Below are 17,945 nucleotides of genomic sequence, written 5' to 3'. Positions count from 1 at the left end.
CAGGGATACCGTATGCATTGTCCATTCTGCTCCGCTGTGGATACCAAAGTCATCGACTCTCGCCTGGTGAGCGAAGGGTCTTCCGTACGCCGCCGTCGGCAGTGTCTGGTGTGCAACGAACGGTTCACGACCTTTGAAGTGGCCGAACTGGTCATGCCGCGGGTGGTGAAAAGTAACGACGTGCGTGAACCCTTTAATGAAGAGAAACTGCGTAGCGGGATGCTCAAAGCCCTGGAAAAGCGCCCCGTCAGCGCAGACGACGTGGAAATGGCGCTGAACCATATTAAGTCTCACCTTCGGGGGTTGGGCGAGCGCGAGGTGCCGAGTAAAATGATCGGTAACCTGGTGATGGAGCAATTGAAAAAGCTCGATAAGGTTGCCTATATCCGCTTCGCCTCTGTGTACCGCAGCTTCGAAGATATCAAAGAGTTTGGCGAAGAGATCGCCCGCTTACAGGATTGAGCTCATGCAGGATGAGATTTACATGGCGCGCGCCTTGAAACTGGCGCAGCGCGGTCGATTCACTACCCATCCTAATCCCAACGTCGGGTGCGTCATCGTTAAAGATGGCGAAATTGTGGGCGAAGGCTTTCACTATCGTGCCGGTGAGCCGCATGCCGAAGTCCATGCCTTGCGCATGGCCGGAGAAAAGGCGTGCGGCGCCACGGCCTACGTGACCCTTGAACCCTGCAGCCACCACGGCCGCACGCCGCCGTGCTGCGACGCGCTGATTACGGCGGGGGTCACGCGGGTGGTCGCCTCGATGCAGGATCCAAATCCGCAGGTGGCCGGGCGCGGTCTTTATCGTCTGCAGCAGGAAGGGATCGACGTCAGCCACGGTCTGATGATGCAAGACGCAGAAGCGATCAACAAAGGCTTCCTGAAGCGTATGCGCACCGGCTTCCCGTTTATTCAGCTGAAGCTTGGCGCCTCGCTGGATGGCCGCACGGCAATGGCAAGCGGCGAGAGCCAGTGGGTAACCTCGCCACAGGCAAGGCGCGATGTGCAACGTCTGCGCGCGCAAAGCCATGCTATTCTCACCAGCAGTGAAACCGTTTTGGCTGACGATCCGGCCATGACCGTGCGCTGGAACGAGCTGAATGCGGATACCCAGGCGCTCTACCCGCAGGAAAACCTGCGCCAGCCGCTGCGGATTATCATTGATAGCCAGAACCGCGTGTCGCCGGAACACCGTATCGTGCAGCAGCCAGGGGAAACCTGGATTGCCCGCACGAAGGAAGATACGCGTGAATGGCCGGAAGGGGTGCGCAGCATTATGGTGCCGGAGCACAATGGGCATCTTGATCTGGTGGTGCTGATGATGCTGCTGGGTAAGCAGCAGGTGAACAGCATCTGGGTCGAAGCGGGCCCAACGCTCGCCGGTGCGCTGCTTCAGGCGGGGCTGGTGGACGAGCTTCTTGTCTACGTTGCGCCTAAACTGTTAGGCAACGATGCGCGCGGCCTGTTTGTGCTGCCCGGTCTTGAAAAACTGGCCGATGCACCGCAACTCAAATTCAGCGAGATTCGTCCGGTAGGTCCGGATGTCTGCCTCCACTTAACGACAGCGTAATTGCCCCTGAAATAGGGAAGCAGTGCGCAAAGTATTATGATAAAATCCGCCCCCCTGCGGGGCCAAATGAACCCGTAAAGGAAGAGTATGAACATTATTGAAGCTGCTGTAGCTACCCCGGACGCTCGCGTCGCCATCACCATTGCGCGTTTCAACAACTTCATCAACGACAGCCTGCTGGAAGGTGCGATTGACGCCCTGAAACGTATCGGCCAGGTTAAAGATGACAACATTACCGTTGTTTGGGTTCCAGGTGCTTATGAACTGCCTCTGGCAGCCGGCGCGCTGGCGAAAACCGGTAAATACGACGCGGTGATTGCGCTGGGTACTGTTATTCGTGGCGGCACTGCGCACTTCGAATACGTTGCGGGCGGTGCAAGCAACGGTCTGGCACACGTTGCACAGGATGCTGAAATTCCTGTCGCGTTCGGCGTGCTGACCACCGAAAGTATTGAACAAGCCATCGAACGTGCTGGCACCAAAGCCGGTAACAAAGGTGCAGAAGCTGCACTGACCGCGCTTGAAATGATCAATGTATTGAAAGCCATCAAGGCCTGATTTTTTGTAAGGGGAATTCCGTGAAACCTGCTGCTCGTCGCCGCGCCCGTGAATGTGCCGTTCAGGCACTTTACTCCTGGCAGTTGTCCCAGAACGACATCGCTGATGTTGAATACCAGTTCCTGGCAGAACAGGACGTGAAAGACGTTGACGTTCTGTACTTCCGTGAACTGCTGTCGGGAGTGGCGACTAATAGCGCGTATCTCGATGGCCTGATGAAGCCATACCTGTCTCGTCTGCTTGAAGAGCTGGGCCAGGTTGAAAAAGCCGTGTTGCGCATTGCGCTGTTCGAGCTGTCTAAACGTGATGATGTGCCGTACAAAGTGGCGATCAACGAAGCGATTGAGCTGGCGAAAACCTTTGGCGCAGAAGACAGCCATAAATTTGTTAATGGCGTGCTGGATAAAGCCGCACCGGCAATTCGTCCCCACAAAAAGTGATCCGCAAACCGGAGTCTTGCACTGCGCAACCGGCAGTGCGGCTCCGGTTTTTCTTTTCTTTGCTGAGGCATAACGTATGGCATGCGGCGAATTTTCCCTGATTGCCCGTTATTTCGACCGTGTCAGAACCTCTCGTCTTGACGTTGAAACCGGCATCGGCGATGACTGTGCACTTCTCAATGTTCCCGAAAAACAGACGCTGGCAATCAGCACCGACACCTTAGTGTGTGGGCGACATTTCTTACCGGACATCAATCCTGCCGATCTGGCGTATAAAGCGCTGGCCGTCAACGTGAGCGACCTGGCCGCCATGGGGGCCGATCCCGCGTGGTTAACCCTGGCCTTGACCCTTCCCGATGTTGATGAAGCCTGGCTTGAGGCCTTTAGCGACGCGCTATTTGACCAGCTTAACTACTACGATATGCAGCTGATTGGGGGCGATACCACCGCCGGGCCGCTGTCGATGACGCTGGCAATCCACGGCTATGTGCCGGTTGGCCGTGCGCTGAAGCGCTCGGGCGCGAAGCCGGGGGACTGGATCTACGTGACCGGTACGCCGGGTGACAGCGCCGCGGGGTTAGCTATCCTTCAGAATCGCTTAACGGTTGAAGAGGCTGACGATGCGGCGTATCTGGTGAAGCGCCATCTGCGCCCAACGCCACGTATTCTGCACGGCCAGGCGCTGCGCGATCGCGCCAGTTCGGCTATCGATCTGTCCGATGGGCTGATCTCCGATCTCGGCCATATCCTGAAAGCCAGCGGCGTGGGGGCGCGGATCGATCTCGACTCGTTCCCGCTTTCAGAACAACTTCTCCGCCACGCTGAACCCGAGCAGGCTCTGCGCTGGGCGCTGTCCGGCGGTGAAGATTACGAGCTGTGCTTTACCGTTCCGGAATTGAACCGCGGCACGCTCGACGTAGCGTTGGCGCATCTTGGCGCGCGGTTCACCTGTATTGGGCAGATTATGCCGGAGAGCGAAGGGCTACAATTTGTCCGCGAGGGCGCACCGGTAACGCTGGACTGGAAAGGATTTGATCACTTTGCTTAACGTAGAGCTTGTCCGGTTTAATACCTACACCCGTTACCTCAGGTTGCAAATGTCATCTCTGAAACATCGGGGATTACTGAAATAACGACTGTTCCCGGTATGCTCGTTCATTAACTTCCACTTTCGCTCTAAAAGATTCAGGTTAGGGTTGTAAGGTGGAAGGCAATGACACCTATATCCCCCACTTCTGCTCAGTCTTTCATTGGCGACGAACGAATGATTTAATTAATCTAATGAATTTGTAAATAAAACTTTATTCATTAAATAAATGTAATTTATATAATTCCGCTATTTGATTTATTTATCGTGTTTTTGTCTTGCCGTCTGGCGTATGATGACCTTGGAATGAGGATGTAAGTTATAGGATTGTTAGCACGTGTACTATTAAGGGATGAATATGTACGAAATGAATTTTCCTTGCGAAATACTTTTTCAGACAAAACATAGAATTAATGATGCAAGTACAGATGACATGCAGTATAGCGATCTGTCTGCTGTAGAATTACAGTCACTAGGGCTTAACGATGTTTCGACTATAGTCGATCCTTATAGTATGTCCTTCAAAGATAACACAGTTAAATATCTTAACGCTCCATTCTTTACTGGGTACTCTCTCAAAGACGATAAAAGCGTTACCCCTGATCAATGCGCCAGTATACTTTTCGATGAAATGAGGGAGTTGTCAGGGGCGTTTGCGTTCGGGCAATATAAAAACTTAATTGGAGAGATGATTAACCATTTTCAGCATGGCGATGGCAGGCCTTATGGTTATAGTGCGTTACTCAACAGATCATTTTCTGATCTTCTCAGGGCAAGGCAATATAGAGATACTACGCTCGGTGTTATCAGGGATGTAATTAATAAATATGTCAGTGATAGGCATAAACACGTTGGTAGTCAGAGTTTTATTTGGGATGTACGAACGGAAATATCGAGGACGATATTGCCTAAGTTTAATGATTTCGAAGACAGATTTAATGGAATGGGGATCACCGTCCATGATATCTATTTCCAGAGAATTGTTATGCTTAATTTTAGACGATACCAGATTGGATGGGAGGCGGAGATATTAGTTGAGGCTCAGGATCATTTTGGCCTGGGGCGAGAAGATATCACGAAAAAACTATACCAAAACTTCAGGTTTTTTCGGATATGGTTTGTTCTTCAACGATATAACCGCTTTTCATTTAAACCTTTTGTGACGAACTTCAATGCTTCTGTAAAACTGACGGGGCAATAATGATATGAAAAAAACCTGGCTTATTTATATATCGATTGCTTTGGCTGTAATTATTTATAGTTCCTGGGACCATATCTATCCTGTGAAAATCATTGATGTCCATCGTAGTACGGATAGGCTGGGCTATAATGATATTATCGTTGATCATTTCCCGTTAACGGACCGGGGGCGCATTAACTGGTGGCTATCTCAGCGGGATATGCTTAAGGAAAAATACAATATCCCATCCGGGCAGCGATTTGTTTTGATGGTCTGGGACGTGGGCGACGGCTATCTACAGGATTCGCCGCACGAGGATTATTTTTGTTTTCCTGATATGACTTCTGAGAAGAATTGTATTGAGAAAATTAGCCTCCTTGAGGTTGCTTTCAGATTTCCTGAAAGCAATAAGATCAGGTTTTATGTTGGTGATAATATGTACATTATGAATACAAAGGATGGCTCGATAACTAAAGAGCGGTATTAACATGAAAAAATCCTGGTTTATTTATACGGCAATTGCTTTGGCTGTGATTGTTGTTAGCTTATGGGATTATATCTATCCCGTGAAAATAATTGATGTCCATCTCAGCACTGATAGATTTGATTATGATGATATTATCGTTGACCATTTCCCGTTAACGGATCGAGGAAGAATTAATTGGTGGTTATCTCAGCGGGATATGCTTAAGAAAAAATACAGCATCCCCTCCGGGCAGGAATTTGTTTTGACAGTCTGGGACGTGGGGGACGGGTATCTGCGGGATTCGCCGCGAGAGGATTATTTTTGTTTTCCTGATATGACATCAGAGAAGAACTGTATTGAGAAAAATAAACTTCTTAAAGTTGATGCCAGATTTTCTGATAAAAACAATGTTAATTTTATTATTGGTGATAATAAATACATTATGAATAAAAAAGATGGCTTAATGACTAAAGAACGGAACTAATATGAAAAAATCCTGGTTTATTTATACGGCGATTGCTTTGGCTGTGATTGTTTATAGTTCCTGGGGACATATTTATCCTGTGAAAATCATTGATGTTCATCGCAGTACGAATAGCCTTGGCTATGATTATATTATCGTAGACCATTTCCCGTTAACGGACCGGGGGAGAATTAACTGGTGGTTATCTCAGCGGGATATGCTTAAGAAAAAATACAATATTCCCTCCGGACAGAGATTTGTTTTGACGGTCTGGGACGTGGGGGACGGGTATCTGCGGGATTCGCTGCACGAGGATTATTTTTGTTTTTCTGATATGACTTCAGAGAAAAATTGCATTGAGAAAAATAACCTTCTTGAGGTTGCTTTCAGATTTCCTGAAAGCAATAAAATCAAGTTTTATGTTGATGGTAATCTGTACATTATGAATAAAAAAGATGGCTCAATGACCAAAGAGCGGTATTAAAAGCTGCTGCTTATAATGGCGTCAGAGAGTGTAGGCCGGGTAAGCGCAGCGCCACCCGGCTTGTGTTTACTTAAACCCCACCACTGGATGCTGCTGATACGGCGTTTCCAGCTCGGCAATCTGCTCTGGCGTTAGCGTTAAATCCACCGCGCTCAGCAGCTCATCCAGCTGTTCCTCGCGAGACGTGCCAATGATCGGTGCCGCAACACCACGTTTGCTCAGCAGCCACGCCAGCGCGACCTGCGCGCGCGTTGCGCCCGTATCGTCGGCAATGCCTGCCAGACGTTCGGCAATCAGCGCATCGCTGCCCTCGGTGCCTTCATACAGCGTTTTGCCAAACTCGTCAGACACCGAGCGGGCCGTGGTTTCGCCCCACGGGCGGGTCAAGCGGCCGCGCGCCAGCGGGCTCCAGGGGATCACCGCCACGCCTTCCTGGTAGCACAGCGGCAGCATTTCGCGCTCTTCTTCGCGGTAGATCAGGTTGTAGTGATCCTGCATGCTGACAAAACGCGCCCAGCCGTTCTGCGCCTGCAGATCCAGCGCCTGGGCAAACTGCGAAGCATGCATAGACGACGCGCCGATGTAGCGCGCTTTCCCGGCTTTCACCACGTCGTTCAGGGCTTCCAGCGTCTCTTCAATTGGGGTGTTGTAATCCCAGCGGTGGATCTGCAGCAGGTCCACGTAATCCATGTTCAGGCGGCGAAGGCTGTCGTCAATGGAGCGCAGGATCTGCGCCCGGGAAAGACCTTCAGTCAAATCGCCAACCTGATGGTACACCTTGGTCGCAACGACCACGTCCTCGCGTCGGGCAAAGTCGCGCAGGGCGCGGCCTACGATCTCCTCGCTGCTGCCGTCGGAGTAGCTGTTGGCGGTATCAAAAAAGTTAATGCCGCCGTCGAGGGCGCGTTTAATGATGGGGCGGCTGCTCTCTTCCGGCAGCGTCCAGGCGTGTTTACCCCTGTCAGGCTCGCCAAAGCTCATACAGCCCAGGCACAGTCGGGAAACCTTAAGGTCAGTTTTTCCTAATGTATTGTATTGCACGGTCCGCTCCTGCTGTTTTAAACATTACGTTTAAGCATAGCAGGAGCAGAAAAGGGGAGGGGTTATGCCAGCCAGGAGCGGATTTTGGCTTCGATACCGGCGGCATCAAGGCCAATAGCCGCGCGGGCCTCGTCCTGCGTGCCTTGAGGAATAAAGCGATCCGGCAGGCCGAGGTTCAGCACCGGGATCATTTTACGGTTCGCCATCAGCACTTCATTTACGCCGCTGCCCGCGCCGCCCATGATGGCGTTCTCTTCCAGCGTTACCAGCACGTCATGGCCTTCCGCCATGCTGAGGATCAGGGATTCATCAAGCGGTTTCACGAAGCGCATATCCACCAGCGTTGCGTTTAGCGTCTCGGCAACGCTGGCCGCTTCCGGCATTAATGTGCCGAAGTTCAGGATGGCCACTTTTTCACCGCGACGCTTCACCAGTCCTTTACCGATCGCCAGTTTTTCCAGCGGCTGCAGCTCAACGCCAACGGCATTGCCGCGCGGGTAGCGCACCGCGCTGGGACCTTTCTGATAGTGGTAGCCGGTAAACAGCATCTGGCGACATTCGTTCTCGTCGCTTGGCGTCATAATCACCATGTCCGGGATACAGCGCAGGAACGTCAGGTCGAATGCGCCCTGGTGCGTCTGGCCGTCCGCCCCCACGATGCCCGCACGGTCAATCGCGAACAGTACCGGCAGCTTCTGAATGGCAACGTCGTGGATAACCTGGTCGTAGGCGCGTTGCAGGAAGGTAGAGTAAATCGCCACCACCGGCTTGTAGCCGCCAATTGCCAGGCCCGCCGCAAAGGTCACCGCATGCTGCTCGGCAATCGCCACGTCAAAATACTGGTCAGGGTATTTTTTTGAGAACTCCACCATGCCGGAGCCTTCACGCATGGCAGGCGTTACCGCCATCAGCTTGTTGTCTTTGGCCGCCGTTTCACACAGCCAGTCGCCAAAGATTTTCGAGTAGCTCGGCATGCCGCCGCTGCTTTTTGGCAGACAGCCGCTGGTCGGGTCGAATTTCGGTACCGCGTGGAAGGTGATCGGATCTTTTTCCGCCGGCTCGTAGCCACGCCCTTTTTTGGTCATGATGTGCAGGAACTGCGGGCCTTTCAGGTCACGCATGTTCTTAAGCGTCGACACCAGCCCCAGCACGTCATGGCCGTCGACCGGGCCTATGTAGTTAAAGCCCAGCTCTTCAAAAAGAGTGCCGGGGACAACCATGCCTTTGATGTGTTCTTCAGTGCGTTTGAGCAGCTCTTTAATCGGCGGTACGCCGGAGAAGACTTTTTTGCCGCCTTCGCGCAGGGTGGAGTAGAGCTTGCCGGAAAGCAGCTGCGCCAGATGGTTATTCAGCGCGCCGACGTTTTCGGAAATCGACATTTCGTTATCGTTGAGGACAACCAGCATGTCCGGCTTAATATCACCCGCGTGGTTCATGGCCTCAAAGGCCATCCCGGCAGTGATCGCCCCGTCGCCTATTACGCAGACGGTGCGGCGCTGTTTGTTCTCTTTTTCGGCGGCGACGGCAATACCGATACCCGCAGAAATGGACGTGGAAGAGTGACCGACGCTTAACACGTCATATTCGCTCTCACCGCGCCACGGAAACGGGTGCAGGCCGTCTTTCTGGCGGATAGTGCCAATTTTATCGCGACGTCCGGTCAGAATTTTGTGCGGATAGGCCTGGTGGCCGACGTCCCAGATAAGTTGATCGAAGGGCGTGTTATAGACGTAATGCAGCGCCACGGTCAACTCAACCGTGCCAAGCCCGGAGGCGAAATGGCCGCTGGAGCGGCTGACGCTGTCGAGGAGGTAACGACGCAGTTCGTCGCACAGCTTCGGCAGGCTCTCTTTCGGCAACAGACGTAACTCCTGGGTGGAGTCAACTAACGCCAGTGTCGGGTATTTGGCAATATCAAAACTCATCAAAGGCTCATTGAGATAGGTTGTTATTTATCACGCTGGATTATGTATTCCGCTAGCGCTTCCAGTGCCGAGGTATCCAGCGATTGTGCTGCCAGTTCATTCAACGACTGGCGGGCATCGGCTATCAGATCCCGGGCTTTACGTTGGGCTTGCTCAAGGCCCAGCAGGGCGGGGTAGGTACTTTTGCCAAGATGCTGGTCGGCACCCTGACGTTTACCCAATGTTGCAGTATCGCCCACCACATCCAGAATGTCATCCTGTACCTGGAACGCTAAACCGATACTTTCTGCGTATATGTCCAGTATCGGCAAGGCTTTCCGTCCTTGTTCACCCGCGCTCAGCGCGCCCAGCCGAACGGCGGCGCGAATCAGTGCGCCCGTCTTATGACGATGAATGCGCTCCAGCTGTTCCAGATTAACCTGGTGTCCTTCCGCCTCTAAATCCAGCGCCTGACCGCCACACATTCCGGCGACACCGCTGGCCATTGCCAGTTCGGAGACCATCGCCAGACGATCGCGGTCGCTGACTTCAACCATTGGCGCATCGCTTAATATTGAGAATGCCAGCGTTTGCAGAGCATCACCCGCCAGAATGGCATTCGCTTCACCAAACCGGATATGGCAGGTTGGTTGACCACGACGCAGATCGTCGTCGTCCATGGCTGGCAGATCGTCGTGGATCAGTGAATAGGCATGGATGCACTCGACGGCCGCGGCCGGGGCGTCCAGCGTGTTATCACTGATACCGAACATATTGCCCGTGGCATACACCAGGAACGGCCGCAGGCGCTTACCACCCAAGAGTGCCCCATAGTGCATGGCTTCAACCAGAGGAGTGTTCTGAAAAGGTTGTGGCGCGATAAAACGGCGCAGGGCGTCGTTGGCGCGAACGACGCACGCCTGAAGCTCGTTGGCAAAATCCATTTATTCGGCGTCCGGTGTGAAGGGCGTTGTTTTTGCATCTTCGCTGTCGGAAAGTAAGATCTGCACGCGCTGTTCAGCCTGCTGCAGTTTGACCTGACCCTGGCGCGCCAGTTGCACGCCGCGTTCGAATTCGTTGAGCGCCTCTTCCAGCGGGAGATTGCCGCTCTCAAGGCGGGTAACAATGTGCTCCAGTTCATTCAGCGCAGTTTCAAAACTGGCTGGTGCATCATTCTTCTTCGGCATAGTAAATTGACTCTTCTATTCTTCGCCCCGACATGGTAACGAACTTGGGGGAATTATCAAATAACGCGAGCGGCGCGATGGTGGTATACTTGCGCGCCTGGATGCAGCCACGGGTGTGGGCTGCTGTATCATTTTCCAATACAAGCCTTAATCCGCTTGCCTAAGAAACATTGCCGCCATGAAGTTTATCATTAAATTGTTCCCTGAAATCACCATCAAAAGCCAATCTGTCCGTTTGCGCTTTATTAAAATTCTCACCGGGAACATCCGTAACGTATTAAAAAATTATGACGAAACGCTTGCTGTGGTTCGTCACTGGGATCACGTTGAAGTGCGCGCGAAGGACGAGAACAAGCGTCTTGATATTCGCGATGCGCTGACCCGTATTCCTGGGATCCACCATATTCTGGAGGTGGAAGACGTTCCGTTCACCTCTTTGCATGACATCTTCGAGAAAGCGCTGCTCCAGTACCGTGACCAGATCGAAGGCAAAACTTTCTGCGTGCGCGTGAAGCGCCGGGGTAAGCATGAGTTTAGCTCTATTGAAGCGGAGCGCTACGTGGGGGGTGGGCTTAACCAACACGTTGAGAGCGCGCGCGTGCGGCTGTCTAACCCCGACGTGACCGTCAATCTGGAGATCGAGAACGATCGCCTGCTGCTGGTGAAAGGTCGCTATGAGGGCATTGGCGGTTTCCCGATCGGTACCCAGGAGGATGTGCTGTCGCTGATCTCCGGTGGTTTCGACTCTGGCGTGTCCAGCTATATGCTGATGCGTCGCGGGTGCCGCGTACACTACTGTTTCTTTAACCTGGGTGGCGCGGCGCATGAAATTGGCGTGCGTCAGGTGGCGCATTATCTGTGGAACCGCTTCGGTAGCTCCCATCGCGTGCGTTTCGTGGCAATCAACTTCGAACCTGTGGTCGGTGAAATCCTCGAGAAAGTGGACGACGGCCAGATGGGCGTAGTGTTAAAGCGTATGATGGTGCGTGCGGCGTCCAAAGTTGCAGAGCGCTATGGCGTGCAGGCACTGGTCACCGGCGAAGCGCTGGGCCAGGTTTCCAGCCAGACGTTGACCAACCTGCGTCTTATCGACAACGTGTCTGATACCTTGATCCTGCGTCCACTGATCTCCCACGATAAAGAGCATATCATCGACCTGGCACGCGAAATCGGTACCGAAGATTTTGCCCGTACCATGCCGGAGTATTGCGGTGTTATCTCAAAAAGTCCCACCGTTAAAGCGGTGAAGGCGAAGATTGAAGCGGAAGAAGAGCACTTCGATTTTGCCATTCTTGAGAAGGTGGTCGCCGAAGCGTCTAACATTGATATCCGCGAGATTGCCCAGCAGACCGAGCAGGAGGTGGTGGAAGTGGAAACCGTCAGCGGTTTTGGCACCAGCGATGTGATTGTGGATATCCGTTCGATTGACGAACAGGATGCTAAGCCGCTTAACGTCGACGGTGTTGACGTGGTTTCTCTGCCGTTCTACAGGTTGAGCACCAAGTTTGGCGACCTCGACAAGAGCAAAACCTATCTGCTGTGGTGCGAGCGCGGGGTGATGAGCCGCCTGCAGGCGCTGTATCTGCGCGAGCAGGGCTTTGCCAATGTGAAGGTGTATCGCCCATAGTTTTATTGCAGGGGAGTGCGGCGGAATGCCTTCACTCCGACCCTATCCCGCCGGGAGGGGGGCGAAAACCGTAAAAACGGCAGCCTGTGTGGTTGCCGTTTTGCTTTTATTGGTAATAATTATAAATCCCCGCGGGCATCACCAGCGACGACGCGACGTCATACGCTTTTTCACGCCCGACCAGCAGGTCGATAATCTTTAGCGCGAAATCAATCGCGGTGCCCGGCCCCTGGCTGGTGAGCAGGTTGACGCGCGGATCCCAGACGACGCGTTTATCCACCCAATGGTTTTCCGGGATCGTATCTTTCAGCCCCGGGAAACCGGTCATATTGCCGATGGGAAAGATATCGTGAGGAACCAGCACCGTTCCGGCGGCGGCGCAAATCGTCGCGACGATACGACCAGAGAGATGGAACTGACGAACGGTTTCAACCAGTAAAGGGCTGTCGCGAAAACACTCTGCCCCTTTCAGTCCGCCGGGAAGTACGATGATGTCGTATTCTCCATCTGCCACCTGGACAAGCGGGGCATCCGCAAGGATCTTTACCCCGCGTGAACAGGTGACAGCCAGATTGCCATCGCTGGCGACGCTGGCCGTGGTCACCGCGATACCGCCACGCACCATTAAATCGATGGTGGTCACGGCCTCCATTTCTTCGCTACCAGGGGCGAGACATACCAGTGCCGACGCGCTCATACTCATTCTCCTTACGTTTAACCAGGTCATACATACGGGCATTTTCAGGCACTGCAATGCCGTGCGCACGGGCGCGTTTCAACAGATAACCGGTAATATAGTCGATTTCGGTGTGACGCAATGCCCGGACGTCTTGCAACATCGAGGAGATATTTTCTGCCGTACTGCCAATGACCTGCCCGACATAATAATGTATATCCTCTGCAGAGGTGTGCAGCCCTTCTCGCTCGATGACTGAGGCCACCTCAGCGCATAGCGTCGCGACCTCCTGTGGGTGGTTTTTCAGATCTCCATTCGGGCAATCCCACAGCGCCGTCAGTGGATTGATCACGCAGTTAACCGCCAGCTTGCGCCACAGTTGCGGCAGAATATTATTGTGCCAGGCCACGTCTGGCAGGATGGTTTGCAGAACATCTGCCAGATAACTGTAGTCGCCATCCTGTTCACGAGCTGGGCCAATATGCGTTACGCCGCTGGCGACATGCACGATAATATTGCCATCCCGGCGCGCGGCGTGGGTGGTGATGGCCATCAGCAGCGGCTGCGGGACACTTTTTAACTCATCGATCGTTCCCATACCGTTATGCAGCAGCAAAACAGGCGATGTGGCGGGGAGCTGAGCCGCCAGGGTTTTCACCGCATATGAAACCTGCCACGCCTTAAGCGTAACCAGCAGCAGATCGCTTTGTGCGAGGAAATCAGGGTCGTTAGCGATCAGTGATGCGTTAAAGATACTTCCGTCTTCATCAATCAGGTTTACACTGCAGTAGGGTTGTGGCACCCGCAGCCAGCCCTGTACTTCGTGACCGTGCTTGCATAGCGCGGTAAGCCACAATTGACCAAGGGCTCCACAACCGAGCACTGTAATTTTCATGGTTCCTCCTCACCTGCAACTGCGCCAGGTGTTACGGCTTAAGTATAGCGCCGTCAGCTAAGCTTCTCGTTATGCCTCGTTGCGGGTATTATGCAACGCAACAAAAATGAATGGAGAAGAAAAGATGCCATCTTTCGATATTGTTTCCGAAGTTGATATCCAGGAAGTGCGTAACGGCGTGGATAACGCAAGCCGTGAAGTTGAGTCTCGTTTCGATTTTCGCGGCGTTGAGGCCACTTTTGAACTGAATGATGCGAATAAGACTATTAAGGTGTTGAGCGAATCAGACTTTCAGGTCAACCAACTGCTCGATATTCTGCGTGCCAAGCTGTTAAAACGTGGAATTGAAGGCACGTCGCTGGATGTGCCGGAAGAGTTTGTGCACAGCGGCAAAACCTGGTTCGTTGAAGCGAAGCTGAAGCAGGGTATTGAGAGCGCGATGCAGAAAAAAATCGTTAAGCTTATCAAAGACAGTAAGCTGAAGGTCCAGGCGCAGATTCAGGGCGAAGAGATCCGCGTGACCGGAAAATCACGCGATGACCTGCAGGGCGTGATGGCGCTAATCCGCGGCGGCGATCTGGGACAGCCGTTCCAGTTTAAAAACTTCCGCGATTAAAACGAAAATGCCCGCTTTCCCGGGCATTTTTCAGGCTTTCAGGGCCTGTTCCACTTCGAAGCGGTTAGTCACCTTGCTGTCTATTTTGACATAAGCGCTGCGCTCCAGTGGGACAATAAGCACTTCACTTACCCCCTCAGTGGCTTCGAGACGCTGTTTCAAGGTCTCGCTAATCTCGACATCATCAGGAATTTCCACGCGCAGGCTGCTCACGTAGCGCGGTTCTTTCATGGTGCTGGCGACCAGCAGCCAGACCATAGCCAGCAGCGCGCCTGCCAGAAACACGGTTTGTGAATCAAACAGGCCATCAATCCACCCGCCGATCGCACCGCCGATGGCAACGCCGATAAACTGGCTGGTGGAGTAAATGCCCATCGCCGTACCTTTGTAGCCAGCGGGGGATTCTTTACTGATCAGTGACGGCAGGAGTGCTTCCAGCAGGTTAAATGCCAGGAAGAAAAGCTGTACGCCCACCACCAGTTCCCAGAAGTGCGGACCGGAGCCCCACAGTACGATTTCAGCAATCAGCAGTACGGTGACGCAGCCAACGAAGACACGTTTCATCTTGCGCTTCACTTCGGCGTAAATGATAAACGGCACCACGGAGATGAATGAAATCAGCATCGTCACGAGGTAAATTTTCCAGTGCTCAGACGCAGGAAAACCTGCCGCCGCCAACTGGCCGGGTAGAGCGACGAAGGTCGACATCAGCAAAATATGCAGGCACATAATGCCGATGTTCAGCTTGAGCAGGCGTGGCTCAACAATGACTTTGTTAAAGCAGCCTTTCACCATCCCGGATTCACGGTTAAGGACGTGATGTTTGCTGTCCGGTACCACCCACAGGGTTAACGCAATACCGACGGTTGCCAGCACCGCAATCATCCAGAATAGCGCGTGCAGGCCCAGCGTATGGGTGATGATCGGGCCAAGCACCATTGCAATCGCAAAGGTGACGCCAAAGCTGATGCCGATAAAGGCCATCGCTTTGGTGCGGTTCTGTTCACGGGTTAAATCGGACAGCAGCGCCATCACCGCAGCGGCGATAGCGCCAGAACCCTGCAGGGCGCGGCCAAGAATAATCCCCCATATTGAGTGAGAGAGGGCGGCGATGATGCTGCCGAGCACAAAGACCAGTAATCCCCCAATAATCAGTGGCTTGCGACCAATGCGGTCGGAGAGCAAGCCAAAGGGGATTTGAAAAACCGCCTGGGCCAAACCATAAATGCCAATTGCGAGGCCAATCAAGGCTTCACTGGCTCCCTGTAGCGCCATACCGTAGGTGGTCAGAACAGGCAGGACCATAAACATGCCAAGCATCCGTAGCGAGAAGACAGTCCCTAAACCCCAGGTCGCGCGAAGCTCGCCTGGCGTCATTTTATAATCGTTCATTACCACCTCAATTCAAAAGCAGGCCATAGTGTAGTGCGGGGAAGGGGCGGGGTAAACAGAGTGATAATTAATAAATATTACATGAGTGCTGGTCAGAGCAGTTTAAATCAGGCAGGAGGTTAGCCAGTGCAGAGACATAAGTCATGTGAAAAGGATACGTTTATTCTGAATGAAATAACGTATCCTGTGGCGTATTAAGCTAAAGCACTCTGGCTCAGATTACGCCAGCTGAACCAGACGAAGGTTCTTCAGCGTTTTATTTTCTTCGCTCTGATTGGGGTACAGGATCTGAATATCCAGTTCTACAGATTTTCCTGGATCAATCGTATGACCTGATTGACTGTCCAGATAAATATTCCCATTGACGGATTTCTCGACATTCAGGCTGATCCAACTACTTTCACTTTCCAGCCATTGTGGATAAACCTTCGCCTTTTCTGGCAGAATAAATGAAAGCTCCCATCTTACAACACGCGTTTTGGCGGAACTCAGCATCAGTTTGTAACTATAAAGATAATCGGTGCTTGGCCATGTGTCCTGCCAGCTGCTTAAATACTGCTGAGTTACCTCGAGATCGCGGGGTTCAGTGATCCGCACGGTGGTATAGCTCATATTGTTAGCATTGTTAATGATCCCAAATGGCATATTCAGGGTACAGGTTAGCGTAGCGGTGCCCATTGCTTCGCCTTCCAGCGGGATACGCACGGTCGCGGTGCCCTTTGCCGGAATATTTACCGTTTGTGTGAAGGGCTGAATGGTAAAAACGGATGCATTGCTGGTTGTCGCGGTGATGACCGCTCCGTTTACATCTTTGCTGGAGTTATTGCGCAGCAACAGCAGCGCGGAATAAACCTCGCCATCCTGTATCGTAAGATTATCTTCGATACTCATGGTAACATTTACCGTATCTACCCCTGCAGAGACAACGGAGTTTACGGCGTCGTTCCAGTTTTTAGCACCCAGTGGAAAATCAACCAGGGTTTTGATTTGCGTTCCCGCTTTTACCGTTAGAATTTGCCCGTCAAGATATAACCCGGAAACCAGGGTCGCATCTTGATCCATATTATTCACGACGCTTGAAACGCCATCGTGCTCGCCGAGAATAAAACCGTAACTTTCCAGTTGTGCTTTATCCAGTTCAACGTCAGGTGACATGATAAGAATGTCGCCAATTTCGCCGCCGTTGAAATTTATATTGGTATAAAGCGCCAGTTTTCCAGCTGGGCATTTGTCTGCGCCTGTACTGTTTTTGATCAAATAGACTTGTTCATTGGACATGATAATTTCCTCAATGAGTGATATAGCAATTAATTTTTTACTTGCTGACGTTTGCAAGTTGGAGGAAGTCTATAGGATGTAGATGGCGGGGAGGCGGGGGAAAGGCGCTAAATGATGCAATTTATAGACGGCATGATAATAAAAGATGGGATTATCAGAAGATAACCCCGCCTTTTTAAAACGGAACGCTGTTACCAGACGTAAGTCAGCAGGTGCTGTGAATCGGGCACCATAAAGTCCACGGACATCATCACCGACAAGGAAGTGATGGCGACAATCGAGAACACGAACAGTTTACGTGCCCAGACTTTGTCATCTTCCACTTTGTAACCGCGCAACGCCATGCCAAGCCACCAGACGCTCACCGCCGCAGCCACCACCAGATATTTATATCCAGCGTAACCACCCAGAGAGAGCATCAGCGTCGCCACGGCAAAGGCGATGATGTACAGCGTGATGTGGTTCTTGGCAACCGAGATACCCTTCACGACCGGCAGAACCGGGATGTTCGCTGCCTGATAATCCTTAAAGCGGAAAATCGCAATGGCGTAGGAGTGCGGCATCTGCCACAGGCTAAAGATAGCCAGCAGGATCAGCGCACCGCTGTCGAACTCGTTCGTGACGGCGCAGTAACCAATCACCGGCGGCGCGGCGCCGGAGAGAGAACCAATCAGCGTACCGTAGACGGAGTGACGCTTCATATATAGGCTGTAAACGCCCACGTAAACCACGAAACCCATCACCCCGAGCCAGCAGGCCAAGGGGTTAGCGCCAAACCACAGCAGCATAAAGCCAGCAATACCCAGCAAGGTGGCGTACACCAGCGAGACGGAAGGGGCGATCAGACCTTTCACCAGCACCCGATTTTTGGTCCTTTCCATCTTCTTGTCGATATCCATGTCGATGTAGTTGTTAAATACACAACCGGACGCAACAACCAGTGACACGCCGACCAGCGTAGAGATAAAGAGGGTGTAATCAATGCTGCCCTTAGAGGCCAGCAGGAACCCTCCGATTACGGAGATCAGGTTGCCAAAGATGATGCCTGGTTTCGTGACTTGCAGGTATTGCTTAAACATAC

General features: G+C 52.5%; 20 protein-coding genes. 11 read left to right on the top strand and 9 right to left on the bottom strand.

Annotated elements, in window-relative coordinates; translation table 11 throughout:
* The first annotated feature begins 12 nt into the window (after positions 1-12).
* The 9 genes from nrdR to NL510_RS17925 all read left to right on the top strand — a co-directional run bounded on the left by nrdR (position 13) and on the right by NL510_RS17925 (position 6,248).
* A complete protein-coding gene (nrdR, locus tag NL510_RS17970) occupies positions 13-462 on the top strand; it encodes a transcriptional regulator NrdR (RefSeq protein WP_253378925.1) in 450 nt (149 codons plus the stop codon).
* A 4-nt stretch (positions 463-466) separates the two neighbouring features.
* Positions 467-1,570: a bifunctional diaminohydroxyphosphoribosylaminopyrimidine deaminase/5-amino-6-(5-phosphoribosylamino)uracil reductase RibD gene (ribD, locus tag NL510_RS17965; RefSeq protein ID WP_253378924.1), complete on the top strand. Its 1,104-nt coding sequence runs from the start codon at positions 467-469 to the stop codon at positions 1,568-1,570.
* 87 nt (positions 1,571-1,657) lie between these two features.
* Positions 1,658-2,128, top strand: a complete 471-nt coding sequence (gene ribH / locus NL510_RS17960; RefSeq protein ID WP_006176874.1) for a 6,7-dimethyl-8-ribityllumazine synthase — start codon at positions 1,658-1,660, stop codon at positions 2,126-2,128.
* 20 nt (positions 2,129-2,148) lie between these two features.
* Positions 2,149-2,568 (top strand): transcription antitermination factor NusB, encoded by a 420-nt coding sequence (gene nusB, locus NL510_RS17955; protein ID WP_253378922.1) that lies wholly within the window; start codon positions 2,149-2,151, stop codon positions 2,566-2,568.
* 76 nt (positions 2,569-2,644) lie between these two features.
* Positions 2,645-3,616 (top strand): thiamine-phosphate kinase, encoded by a 972-nt coding sequence (gene thiL, locus NL510_RS17950; protein WP_253378920.1) that lies wholly within the window; start codon positions 2,645-2,647, stop codon positions 3,614-3,616.
* Between the two features lie 397 nt (positions 3,617-4,013).
* A complete protein-coding gene (locus NL510_RS17940) occupies positions 4,014-4,856 on the top strand; it encodes a DUF3289 family protein (RefSeq protein ID WP_253378915.1) in 843 nt (280 codons plus the stop codon).
* Positions 4,857-4,860: 4 nt separating this feature from the next.
* Positions 4,861-5,322: a DUF943 family protein gene (locus NL510_RS17935; RefSeq protein ID WP_253378914.1), complete on the top strand. Its 462-nt coding sequence runs from the start codon at positions 4,861-4,863 to the stop codon at positions 5,320-5,322.
* A 1-nt stretch (position 5,323) separates the two neighbouring features.
* Complete coding sequence (locus NL510_RS17930; RefSeq protein ID WP_253378913.1) at positions 5,324-5,785, top strand: DUF943 family protein; 462 nt, start codon at positions 5,324-5,326, stop codon at positions 5,783-5,785.
* 1 nt (position 5,786) lies between these two features.
* Positions 5,787-6,248, top strand: coding sequence for a DUF943 family protein (locus tag NL510_RS17925; RefSeq protein WP_253378912.1), 462 nt, complete (start codon positions 5,787-5,789; stop codon positions 6,246-6,248).
* 66 nt (positions 6,249-6,314) lie between these two features.
* On the opposite strand, the gene NL510_RS17920 is transcribed toward NL510_RS17925, so the two are convergent.
* From NL510_RS17920 to xseB, 4 genes are all read right to left on the bottom strand, one after another.
* Positions 6,315-7,289, bottom strand: a complete 975-nt coding sequence (locus tag NL510_RS17920; RefSeq protein ID WP_253378910.1) for an aldo/keto reductase — start codon at positions 7,287-7,289, stop codon at positions 6,315-6,317.
* Between the two features lie 62 nt (positions 7,290-7,351).
* On the bottom strand, positions 7,352-9,214 hold the full coding sequence (gene dxs, locus NL510_RS17915; protein WP_253378906.1) for a 1-deoxy-D-xylulose-5-phosphate synthase: 1,863 nt from the start codon (positions 9,212-9,214) through the stop codon (positions 7,352-7,354).
* 23 nt (positions 9,215-9,237) lie between these two features.
* Positions 9,238-10,137 (bottom strand): (2E,6E)-farnesyl diphosphate synthase, encoded by a 900-nt coding sequence (ispA, locus tag NL510_RS17910; RefSeq protein WP_253378901.1) that lies wholly within the window; start codon positions 10,135-10,137, stop codon positions 9,238-9,240.
* Positions 10,138-10,380 (bottom strand): exodeoxyribonuclease VII small subunit, encoded by a 243-nt coding sequence (gene xseB / locus NL510_RS17905; protein ID WP_253378898.1) that lies wholly within the window; start codon positions 10,378-10,380, stop codon positions 10,138-10,140.
* A gap of 178 nt (positions 10,381-10,558) precedes the next feature.
* On the opposite strand from xseB, the gene thiI reads away from it, so the two are divergent.
* On the top strand, positions 10,559-12,007 hold the full coding sequence (gene thiI, locus NL510_RS17900; RefSeq protein ID WP_253378891.1) for a tRNA uracil 4-sulfurtransferase ThiI: 1,449 nt from the start codon (positions 10,559-10,561) through the stop codon (positions 12,005-12,007).
* Positions 12,008-12,113: 106 nt separating this feature from the next.
* On the opposite strand, the gene yajL is transcribed toward thiI, so the two are convergent.
* Both yajL and panE read right to left on the bottom strand, forming a co-directional pair.
* Positions 12,114-12,704, bottom strand: a complete 591-nt coding sequence (yajL, locus tag NL510_RS17895; RefSeq protein WP_253378889.1) for a protein deglycase YajL — start codon at positions 12,702-12,704, stop codon at positions 12,114-12,116.
* On the bottom strand, positions 12,667-13,578 hold the full coding sequence (gene panE / locus NL510_RS17890; protein ID WP_253378887.1) for a 2-dehydropantoate 2-reductase: 912 nt from the start codon (positions 13,576-13,578) through the stop codon (positions 12,667-12,669). Before panE ends, yajL begins: the two co-directional genes overlap by 38 nt.
* Before the next feature lie 124 nt (positions 13,579-13,702).
* Here panE and NL510_RS17885 point away from each other — a divergent pair, with 124 nt between their 5' ends.
* On the top strand, positions 13,703-14,194 hold the full coding sequence (locus NL510_RS17885) for a YajQ family cyclic di-GMP-binding protein (protein ID WP_253378885.1): 492 nt from the start codon (positions 13,703-13,705) through the stop codon (positions 14,192-14,194).
* A gap of 30 nt (positions 14,195-14,224) precedes the next feature.
* Here the strand turns inward: NL510_RS17885 and NL510_RS17880 are convergent, their stop codons facing one another.
* From NL510_RS17880 to cyoE, 3 genes are all read right to left on the bottom strand, one after another.
* Positions 14,225-15,586 carry an MFS transporter gene (locus tag NL510_RS17880; protein WP_253378878.1) on the bottom strand — a complete coding sequence of 454 codons (1,362 nt, stop codon included), beginning with the start codon at positions 15,584-15,586 and terminating at the stop codon, positions 14,225-14,227.
* A gap of 219 nt (positions 15,587-15,805) precedes the next feature.
* Positions 15,806-16,864, bottom strand: a complete 1,059-nt coding sequence (locus NL510_RS17875) for a peptidase inhibitor family I36 protein (protein ID WP_253378876.1) — start codon at positions 16,862-16,864, stop codon at positions 15,806-15,808.
* Between the two features lie 191 nt (positions 16,865-17,055).
* A complete protein-coding gene (gene cyoE, locus NL510_RS17870) occupies positions 17,056-17,943 on the bottom strand; it encodes a heme o synthase (RefSeq protein WP_253378874.1) in 888 nt (295 codons plus the stop codon).
* Positions 17,944-17,945: the final 2 nt, after the last annotated feature.

The sequence above is a fragment of the unidentified bacterial endosymbiont genome (assembly GCF_918797525.1).
Taxonomy (GTDB): Bacteria; Pseudomonadota; Gammaproteobacteria; order Enterobacterales; family Enterobacteriaceae; genus Enterobacter.
This window is presented reverse-complemented; position numbering and strand designations above follow the sequence as displayed.